Below are 9,260 nucleotides of genomic sequence, written 5' to 3'. Positions count from 1 at the left end.
ACACTGGAGCGTCTTCTGAGCCTGCTGTCGGCCTTTGAGGTCGTGGTATGGATGACGGATGGCTGGCCGCTGTATGAATCACGCCTGAAGGGAAAGCTGCACGTTATCAGCAAGCGTTACACTCAGCGCATTGAGCGACATAATCTGAATCTGAGACAACATCTGGCAAGGCTGGGACGGAAGTCACTGTCGTTCTCAAAATCGGTGGAGCTGCATGACAAGGTCATCGGGCATTATCTGAACATAAAACACTATCAGTAAGTTGGAGTCATTACCCTCTTCCAGCGATAATGAATGATGCGGCGCTTTCAGCACGACATAAGCGCATGATCGTTCACCTAAACGTTCATCGGGCATTGCAACCACACAGGCATCGTGAATTTTAGGATGCTGCAATAAAATATCTTCCACTTCACGGCTGCTAATATTTTCGCCGCCGCGGACAATAATATCTTTTTTGCGTCCGGTAATTTTTATATAGCCAGCCTCATCCATACGGCAGAGATCGCCGCTGCAATACCAGCCTTCTTCGTCCAGCGCACGGGCGGTTAATTCAGGTTCATCAAAATACCCCATAAACACATTGGGGCCACGCGAGGCTTCTTCACCTTCGCAACCTGGCGGTAAGGTCTTGCGTGCGTCATCGACCACTTTAATCTCTACACCTGCGGCAGCGTAACCATCGGTGTGCATAAAGCGCGACAAAGGATCATCGAGATTCACCACCGCATGCGGCGAACTTTCTGTGGAACCATAAACACTTAATAATTTAATGCCGCGCTGCTGGCATTCACGTGCCACTTTTTTGGGGATTGTGGTACCGCCGCAAAGAAAGAAACGCAGCGCTGAAAGGTCCGCGGGTTGTTTCTCTAGTACATTCAAAAGATCATAGACAAACGGCGTTGCGCCTAGCATACAGGTGCAACGCTGCTGCTCAAGCAGCGCGAGACACGCATCAGGAGTGAAAATATCTAACAACACGCTGCGAGCGCCAATTAAGAATGGTGCCGTTACGCCATGCAGAAAGCCCGTTGCGTGACCAAGTGGCGCAGGCATCATAAAGACATCCTGCCAGGTCAGATTCAGTCGCGCGCAATAAGCCCGCTCACTGGCGAGAATATTGTTATGCGTTAGCATCACGCCCTTTGGCAGACCCTCGGTTCCGGAGGTAAACAGCACCGCAGCTAATTCATCGCCGTGGGTCGTTATCGCCGTGGTCAGTGAGGTATTGTCGGCGATAATCGGACTTAATGAGAGGGAAGAGGTGGCGGGAGCCAGTTTGTCCACGCCGACAATTTGTTGTAGTTGTGGAAGCTGATTTTGCAGCGGCAGGATTAAATCTACCGGACGTGTTTGTTTAAACAACGTCGGTGCAAAGAACATTTTTGCCTGACACTTATTGAGCACCGACACCAGTTCTGCTTCCCGCCAGGAAGGCAACAGCGGCACGGAAACCGCACCGATTTTCAGGCAGGCAAGATAGATAACGGTAAATTCACACCAGCCAGGCAGTTGAAATGCGATGCGATCGCCTGATTCAATACCCTTCGCTAACATCCAGTTTGCCAGACAGCTCGCGGCGTGATCGAGCGCGCTATAGGTGTACGTTGCACCATGATTGTCGACCACGGCAATTTTGTCTGGCATCGCACGAGCGGTCTGCTGCCAGTAATCGGCCAGTGAAGCATCGCCCCATAACCCTTGCTGACGATACGCCGCACGACGTTGTTCGTTGAACGTTAATGTCACTTTCATTTTGGACTCTCGAAACAGAACATCAGGCCCGAGATGCGGGCCTGTGGGATGCATGATTAGCCGTAGCGAAAATCAATACCGAAGGTGCCTGCGGGATATTGCCACTGTTCGAGAATAGTGTTGCCGCACAGCACCCGACAGGTGCCGCACTCCAGACAACCGGCGGAATCGAAATGAATGTTGCCGGCGTCATCCTGCTTATAAAGTCCGGCAGGGCAAGCTTTCATTAATTTACGGAATTCATTGATATCGGGATTTGCCGCCAGAATGATATGCGGGTGGCCCTCATCAACATGGAATTTATTGACGCCTAATTTGATGTCGACGTTAACCGTAGCGTTCTGGCTCATAGCGCGGTTGCTCCCTTAATGCCATCTTTCAGCAAGTTGATCAGCCCAATTTTCTTCGCGTGTCCCATGATCATTTTGCGTACCGGCTGGTTTGGTTTGCCGTCAATGGTGAACATCTCGTTCATGATGTCGGCGACCATTCGTGAGTATTGGCTAAACAGGCGCGGGTTTTCCATCAGCGCCGGGATCTTGCGGAAATGCTGCATATCGCGCATGACGCAGCTTTGTTCCAGCTCACGTTTGTATTGCGCCAGACTGCTGGCGGAGAAATCCTCGCGTTCTTTGGCGGCGATCACCGTTGTGGCGGCAGCCTGAGCCGATGCAATGGCTAAATCCATGCCACGAACTGTAAAACCCAAATTCAGGCAGAAGCCTGCGGCGTCACCAACGATCATCACGCCATCGTTAACCATCTGCGGCACCATTGCCAGACCGCCTTCTGGCACCATATGCGCGGAATATTCAAGCAGTTTGCCGCCGCTAATTAGTGGGCGAATGGCGGGGTGTTGTTTAAAATCTTCCAGCATTTGCGGCACGCTTTTTTGCGCATGGGCGATATCACCCAATCCACAAACCAGCCCCAAGGATATGGAATCCTTGTTGGTATAGAGAAATCCCCCGCCCATCAGGCCGTCAGAAGGGGAGCCGGCAAACAGCCAGGCGGCACCTTCCTCGCCCGTAATATTAAAGCGATCGTTGATCTGTTCTGGTGTGAGGCCAATAACCTCTTTAACACCAACAGCGTAATGATGCGGATCGGAAGCGGGAACCATTCCCAGCGAGCGGCCAAGCATCGAGTTTACGCCATCAGCTAGAACCACCACATTCGCTTGGAGAATATCATCCCCGGCCTGCACGCCAGTGACCTTGTTTCCTTCACGAACCAACGCATCGACGCGAACGCCCGGGATAAACTGTGCGCCCGCCTGCTCGGCTTGTTCCATCAACCACGGGTCCAGACGATTACGCAATACGGTATAAGATGCGTGTTGCGGAACATCTGGTTGCTCGCGGTGAAAATCGAGGGTAACGGCGCTTTCTTCGGTTAAGAAGGAGATTTTCTCGCGTGTGACCTTGCGTTCTACCGGCGCTGATACTGCAAAGCCTGGAATGATTGCTTCAAGTGTGTGGGCATAAAGACGCCCGCCGGTCATGTTTTTACATCCGGCACTGTCGCCGCGTTCTATCACCAGGACATCCAGTCCGGCTCGCGCCATGACCAGTGCGGCAACGCTACTAGCAACGTCCGCACCGACCACAATGGCATCAAATTTGTCATCCGACATGCGTTATGCTCCCTTCCCGCTGCCTTTACAGCGGGAGATGTGGTTGAAAGGGGAATTAGCGGCTCAACTGGCTAATCAGGGCAGGGACGACTTTGTAGATATCGCCCACCAGACCGTAGTCGGCATAATTGAAGATTGGCGCATTTTTATCTTTATTGATGGCGACAATCACTTTTGCGCCGTTGCCGCCAACCATATGCTGGATCTGCCCGGAGATCCCCAGCGTCAGGTAGAGATCGGATTTCAGCAACACGCCGGAGACACCGATATAACGTTCACGCTCCATCCAGTTCTCGCCTTCGGCAATTGGACGTGAACAGCCGACTTCAGCATTCAGCACCGCCGCCAGTTCGTGGACCATTTTCAGGTCATCCTGCGCCGCCAGACCACGACCGACGCCAACCACACGTTTTGCTTTGCTCAGGTCCACGCTGCTTGCGGCTTTCGCACGGCGTTCGCGACAGAGAATTTCATGACGCGGAGCAACATAAGGTACCGTTTCTGTCGGGCACTGATGAGAGGTATCACTGGTGCACGGTTCCTGAACACCGGGTGCAAGGGTAATGATCGCCAGCGGGCTGTTGATCTTTTCCTGAGCGAACGCTAACCCGCCATACATCCGGTGTTCGGCGCAAATGTGACCATCGACAATATCCACCGCCGTGGCATCGTTCACCAGCGCCGCATTCAGTTGCACACTTAACCGTGCTGCCAGAGCTTTACCACGTTTCGTCGCGGCCAACAGCAACATAGCGGGGTGTTTATCTTTCAGCGGGGCAGCAATGCTTTCGGCGTAATTTTCAGTGCGTTGCAGCGCGTCGTTTTGCTCAAGAACATAAATACATTTTGGACCATAAGGCATAACTGCCTGCGCCTGGTCGGTATTTTGTACAATGGCATACACCTGTTGGCCCCATTGCTGAGCGCCGCCAAACAGTTCAGCATAACGTTCAGGATTATCGCTAAAGACCCAGACGCTGTTTAATTGACTCATCGTTTCTTCTCCGTAGGCTTCAGTTCAGGGCTTTCTTCAGATGTTCCGCCAGCTCGGCAATGGCCTCCGGCGAATCGTTATCGATAATGATGTGCTTACGTTCTGTTTGCGGCGGTACGCGAATGCCGACCAGTTCAGCAAGTGGCGCGCTCTGGCTCCAGTCAATATCACTTGCCTGCCACTGATTTACCGGTTTTTTACCCGCGCCGAGAATGGCTTTCATCGAAGGAATGCGTGGCACGTTAATATCGGAGGTGACGCAGAGCACGGCTGGAACAGAGAGTTCAATAACTTCAACATCATCTTCAAGCGTGCGTTCAATCACCAGTGTATTACCCTGACGCTGAATAGCACTCACTGCATTAATCACCGGAAGTTGCAGAATTTCTCCGACCAGCAAGCCAACCTGCTGGGCATAAAGGTCGCCGGAACCTTCACCAAAGATCAGTAAATCGAAGCCGATCTTTTCAATTGCTGCCGCCAGCGCTTTTGCGGTATCGAGAGGCAGTGCATGTTCAAGTTGCGCATCCTGCACCAAATACAGGCTGTGCGGCCCGCGGGATAGCACATCTTTGCGCACTGCGCACTTTCGAGTTCTGCAACAATGAGCCGCCAACGGTCAGCGCGGCTATCTCATCGTCATCTGTTGCGAGCTGGCTTGCAGCTTCAATGGCATTGAGATCGAACTGGCTGATTTTGGCGTCGGCATTGTCGAAATTCAGGGTGTATTCTGGAGTGACAACAATGTCCTGTTCTTCAGGCACCAGCTTAAAGCAGGTTATTATTTTCATGATTTCTCCTGTGAGTCGCATACGGAACCATCTCCGATGGAAGGTAAAAATGGCCTGAAAATAGTGTGCGATAGCGGTGGGGGTTTTCGACGGAGCAAGCTGTTTTCCTTGCCAACAATCTTGCAAAAAAATGCGATCGCTAAAACAAAAGTGCAATTTGCGGCAATATAGTTATTCCATGACCGTACAATCTTGCATTCAGTGTAAATAATCTTGTTTAGCTCTCGCTAAACGCGGTTGTATAACCGCAATACACGCCGTATTTTATCCGGCATATATTGTTTTTGCTTGCTCATGGAATAGGGAGGTTGTCATGTATCAACGCTGTTTTGATAACGCCAGTGAAACGCTGTTTGTCGCCGGTAAAACGCCACGGCTTTCACGTTTTGCATTTAGCGATGATCCAAAATGGGAGTCCGGACATCACGTTCATGACAATGAAACCGAGTTGATTTACGTCAAGAAAGGGGTTGCAAGGTTTACCATCGATTCTTCGTTATATGTCGCACATGCGGATGACATTGTGGTGATAGAACGCGGCAGGCTGCATGCGGTGGCCTCTGACGTTAACGATCCGGCAACGACGTGTACCTGTGCGCTGTACGGCTTTCAGTTTCAGGGGGCTGAGGAAAATCAGCTACTGCAACCGCATTCTTGTCCGGTAATTGCCGCGGGGCAGGGAAAAGAAGTCATAAAAACCTTATTTAATGAGCTAAGTGTGATTTTGCCGCAAAGTAAAAATAGCCAAACATCTTCGTTATGGGATGCATTTGCCTATACGTTAGCCATTCTTTACTACGAAAATTTTAAAAATGCTTATCGTTCGGAGCAGGGGTATATTAAAAAAGATGTTCTGATAAAAGATATTCTTTTCTATCTGAGTAATAATTATCGCGAAAAAATCACTTTAGAACAGTTATCGAAAAAATTTCGTGCCAGCGTCAGTTATATTTGCCATGAATTTACCAAAGAGTATCGTATTTCCCCTATTAACTATGTTATTCAACGGCGTATGACGGAAGCAAAATGGTCACTCACTAATACTGAATTATCACAGGCAGAGATCTCCTGGCGTGTGGGTTATGAAAATGTCGATCACTTTGCCAAACTGTTTTTGCGCCATGTCGGTTGTTCGCCCAGCGATTACCGTAGACAATTTAAAAACTGTTTTGCGGAACAAGAAATCCTATCTGAATTTCCTCAACCGGTAAGTCTTGTTGGATAAATCTGGCGGCGCAGTTTGTTAAGAAGCTGCGCCGCCTGCAGATTATTTGTTCTGATAGTCTTTCAGGATCTGCCGACCTGCTACGTAAATCATAATTTCGTCTGTACCGCCGCCGATACGTTCACAACGGACATCACGCCAGAAGCGGGAGACGCGCGCTTCATCGGTATAGCCCAGACCGCCCATGATTTGAATCGCATCATCAATGACTTCCATTGCGGTACGTGCGCAATACAGTTTTGCCAGCGCCGCGCTGGTGCGCAGTGACTGATGCTGATCGGCTTGCCATGCCACTTTCAGCACCATGTTGCGCATGTTGTCGATCTTAATCGCCATCAGCGCCAGTTTTTCCTGGATCATCTGGTTATGACCAATGGGCTTACCAAAAGCGATACGTTGGTTGGCATAGCGGGCGGCATCTTCAAAGGCGCATTCGGCAAAGCCGGTGCTGCGCGCGGCGTTGATCAGGCGCTCCATCTCAAAGTTGTACATCACATTGAGGAAACCCATTCCTTCTTCGCCCACCATGTCGCTCTCTTCAACCTCCACGTTGTCGAGATAGACTTCGCAGGTGCTGAGCATATGCCAGCCGATTTTATGCAGCGGGTTAATCTTAATGCCGGGCTTACTGGAGTCGACCCACCACAGGGTGAAGGCTTTTTTGGGATCTTTCGGTTGCGGATCGCGCGCCAACACCAGCATATACGGGTACTCTTTCGCACCGGTAATAAAGGTTTTCTGTCCGTTGATGTAAACCTTGCCGTTTTTACGCGTGTAAGTGGTAGTGGCACTGTTGTTGTCTGAGCCTGCGCCTGGCTCCGTCAACGCCAGGGCATAGGCGGGATCACCCGTTTCCAGGGTGCTCTCTGCCGTTTTACGTAGCTGCTCTGCAGAACCGAAACGGCGCATACTGTGAATACATTGACCGTTGGTAATCAAAAATGCCGGAGCACCGCATTTTGACACTTCCATCAGCGCCAGCATCTGGGTGACGTAATCCGCAGGGATGCCACCGAACTCTTCCGGCACGCCAAGCATAGAAATGCCGTTATCCGCCAGCGCCCGCATAAACTCACGCGGATATGTCCCGTTTTGATCGCAGGTGCGGAAATACTCTTCCGCAAAGTTAGTCGTAATCAGTTCGCGAATACTGGCCAGCAGCAGTTCTTGTTCTTCAGTTAAAGAAAAATCCATCGTGATACTCCTGTTAATGAGCCGCTTCAGGCAGGACAAAACCCATCGCCGCATCGATAAATAATCTTTCGTCCATCAGTTTGAGTTCTGGCGAAATCACTGGGGTGAAATCCATTTTGTCGAGAATATCTTTTTGTAAATCGACGCCAGGGGCGATTTCGATTAAATGCAGGCCGTCTTCTTTCAGCGTGAATACAGCACGTTCGGTGATGTAACGAACATCCAGTTCCCGTTCGAGCGCGATTTTTCCGCTAAAAGTAATTTCCGGTAGTTCCTGAATAAATTTCTTCACCCGTTCTTCCTGGACGATATTTAATTTGCCATCGGCAATTTCTGTTTTTAAACTGCCCGCGGTTAACGTGCCGCAGAAAATAATTTTCTTCGAGGTGGCACTGATATCAATAAATCCACCGGTACCCATGATTTTGCCATTGAATTTATGCACGCCGACGTTACCGTGCTGGTCGACTTCAGCAAAACTCAAATAACAAACATCCAGACCACCACCGTGATAAAAATTAAACTGGGACGTCATATCCAGAATGGCACGGGTATTCACGTTCGCGCCAAAGGCGATCCCCTGTGAAGTAATTCCGCCAATCGGACCTGTTTCTACCGTCAGAATAAAGTCATCAGCACAACCTTCTTCCCGGGCGACCAGGCCAATACCGTCAGCAATACCGACGCCGACATTCCCCACCGCGCCTTTACGCATTTCGAATAATGCACGCCTCGCAACTAATTTACGTTGGTTTAGGGGCAGGCTAAGTTTGGTGCTGTCATCAAGGGTGAAGTCACCAGAAATAAAGCGGTTAACCGGCGCACCGCCATACAGTTGGCTTTGATCCGGATCGACCACCACAATATCCACCAGATAACCCGGAATACGGACAGATTTAGGATGCAGCGTGGCTTTCTTAACCATTTTCTGCACCTGCATCATCACAATACCGCCGTTATTGTGCACCGCCTGGGCAATAACCAATGCGTCGAGATACATCACCTCATCTTCAAAAGTGGCGTAGCCTTCACTGTCGCAGGTGGTAGCGCGAATGAAGGCGATATCTGGCGCAATCGCTTTGTAATAGAGATATTCTTTGTTATCAAACTCGACCAGTTTAATCAGGTCTTCTTTCGTGACTTCATTCAGTTTGCCGCCTTGCTGGCGTGGATCGACAAATGTCCCGATGCCAATATCACTAATAATACCAGGCTGGTGGGCTGCGGCGGCGCGTAAGGTTTGTGTAAGTACACCTTGTGGATAGTTATAAGCAATAATTTTATTTTGTTCTGCGAGTTCAGAAATACGCGGCGATTGTCCCCAGTGACCACATAATGCCCATTTCACCAGACCTTCTTGCGCCAGCGGACTAATACCACGGTCGGCGCGATCGCCAAGCCCTGTTGGACTAATAATCGATAAATTACGTGGCGTTTGAGTCTGTTTATATTTATCAGCAAGAGCAGTAATTAACGTCGTGGCTTCCAGAATACCGCCGCCAGCGCCTAACACACAAAGTGTTGCTTCGTCGGGAATATAATTCACCGCTTCCTGTGCCGACAGGACCGGCACTCGTCCATTAATACGAGGTGGTTTTACAGGTTTCATTGTTAATTTCTGATTCAGGTGTGATTTTCCCTACGCCAGATGGATATTTAGCGCAC

At 50.1% G+C, this 9,260-nt stretch carries 7 protein-coding genes and 2 pseudogenes; 2 read left to right on the top strand and 7 right to left on the bottom strand.

The annotated features are described in order from the left end of the window. Positions 1-261, top strand: a 261-nt coding sequence (locus BHE85_RS17015) for an IS1 family transposase (RefSeq protein ID WP_000317683.1), incomplete at its 5' end; no start/stop codon positions are given. A 15-nt stretch (positions 262-276) separates the two neighbouring features. On the opposite strand, the pseudogene fadK reads toward BHE85_RS17015, so the two are convergent. The 5 genes and pseudogenes from fadK to BHE85_RS16990 form a co-directional block, all read right to left on the bottom strand. Continuing rightward, a pseudogene (gene fadK, locus BHE85_RS17010) lies at positions 277-1,755 on the bottom strand (medium-chain fatty-acid--CoA ligase); the annotation flags it as partial. A 56-nt stretch (positions 1,756-1,811) separates the two neighbouring features. Beyond that, positions 1,812-2,105 carry a ferredoxin family protein gene (locus BHE85_RS17005; protein WP_000081071.1) on the bottom strand — a complete coding sequence of 98 codons (294 nt, stop codon included), beginning with the start codon at positions 2,103-2,105 and terminating at the stop codon, positions 1,812-1,814. Further along, complete coding sequence (locus tag BHE85_RS17000; protein ID WP_001278469.1) at positions 2,102-3,391, bottom strand: FAD-dependent oxidoreductase; 1,290 nt, start codon at positions 3,389-3,391, stop codon at positions 2,102-2,104. Before BHE85_RS17000 ends, BHE85_RS17005 begins: the two co-directional genes overlap by 4 nt. 55 nt (positions 3,392-3,446) lie before the next feature. Further along, positions 3,447-4,385 carry an electron transfer flavoprotein subunit alpha gene (locus BHE85_RS16995; RefSeq protein ID WP_000080719.1) on the bottom strand — a complete coding sequence of 313 codons (939 nt, stop codon included), beginning with the start codon at positions 4,383-4,385 and terminating at the stop codon, positions 3,447-3,449. 19 nt (positions 4,386-4,404) lie between these two features. After that, positions 4,405-5,176: pseudogene (locus BHE85_RS16990) on the bottom strand (electron transfer flavoprotein). Between the two features lie 313 nt (positions 5,177-5,489). On the opposite strand from BHE85_RS16990, the gene BHE85_RS16985 reads away from it, so the two are divergent. After that, complete coding sequence (locus BHE85_RS16985) at positions 5,490-6,401, top strand: AraC family transcriptional regulator (protein WP_000284802.1); 912 nt, start codon at positions 5,490-5,492, stop codon at positions 6,399-6,401. A 42-nt stretch (positions 6,402-6,443) separates the two neighbouring features. Here the strand turns inward: BHE85_RS16985 and BHE85_RS16980 are convergent, their stop codons facing one another. Together BHE85_RS16980 and BHE85_RS16975 are read right to left on the bottom strand one after the other, a co-directional pair. Next, a complete protein-coding gene (locus tag BHE85_RS16980; protein ID WP_000347825.1) occupies positions 6,444-7,595 on the bottom strand; it encodes an acyl-CoA dehydrogenase in 1,152 nt (383 codons plus the stop codon). 13 nt (positions 7,596-7,608) lie between these two features. Beyond that, positions 7,609-9,204: an acyl CoA:acetate/3-ketoacid CoA transferase gene (locus BHE85_RS16975; RefSeq protein WP_039064120.1), complete on the bottom strand. Its 1,596-nt coding sequence runs from the start codon at positions 9,202-9,204 to the stop codon at positions 7,609-7,611. Positions 9,205-9,260 lie beyond the last annotated feature (56 nt).

Source organism: Shigella sp. FC1567 (assembly GCF_001743015.1).
Lineage (GTDB): Bacteria > Pseudomonadota > Gammaproteobacteria > Enterobacterales > Enterobacteriaceae > Escherichia > Escherichia coli.
Note: the sequence above shows the minus strand (reverse complement) of the source record. Positions and strands in the feature narration are given on the sequence as shown.

What these genes read in the sequence shown, in the direction of transcription:
- BHE85_RS16995 (WP_000080719.1), bottom strand. Translation starts at nt 4,385, where the DNA reads ATGAGTCAATTAAACAGCGTCTGGGTCTTTAGCGATAATCCTGAACGT.
- BHE85_RS17000 (WP_001278469.1), bottom strand. Translation starts at nt 3,391, where the DNA reads ATGTCGGATGACAAATTTGATGCCATTGTGGTCGGTGCGGACGTTGCT.
- BHE85_RS16975 (WP_039064120.1), bottom strand. Translation starts at nt 9,204, where the DNA reads ATGAAACCTGTAAAACCACCTCGTATTAATGGACGAGTGCCGGTCCTG.
- BHE85_RS16980 (WP_000347825.1), bottom strand. Translation starts at nt 7,595, where the DNA reads ATGGATTTTTCTTTAACTGAAGAACAAGAACTGCTGCTGGCCAGTATT.
- BHE85_RS16985 (WP_000284802.1), top strand. Translation starts at nt 5,490, where the DNA reads ATGTATCAACGCTGTTTTGATAACGCCAGTGAAACGCTGTTTGTCGCC.
- BHE85_RS17005 (WP_000081071.1), bottom strand. Translation starts at nt 2,105, where the DNA reads ATGAGCCAGAACGCTACGGTTAACGTCGACATCAAATTAGGCGTCAAT.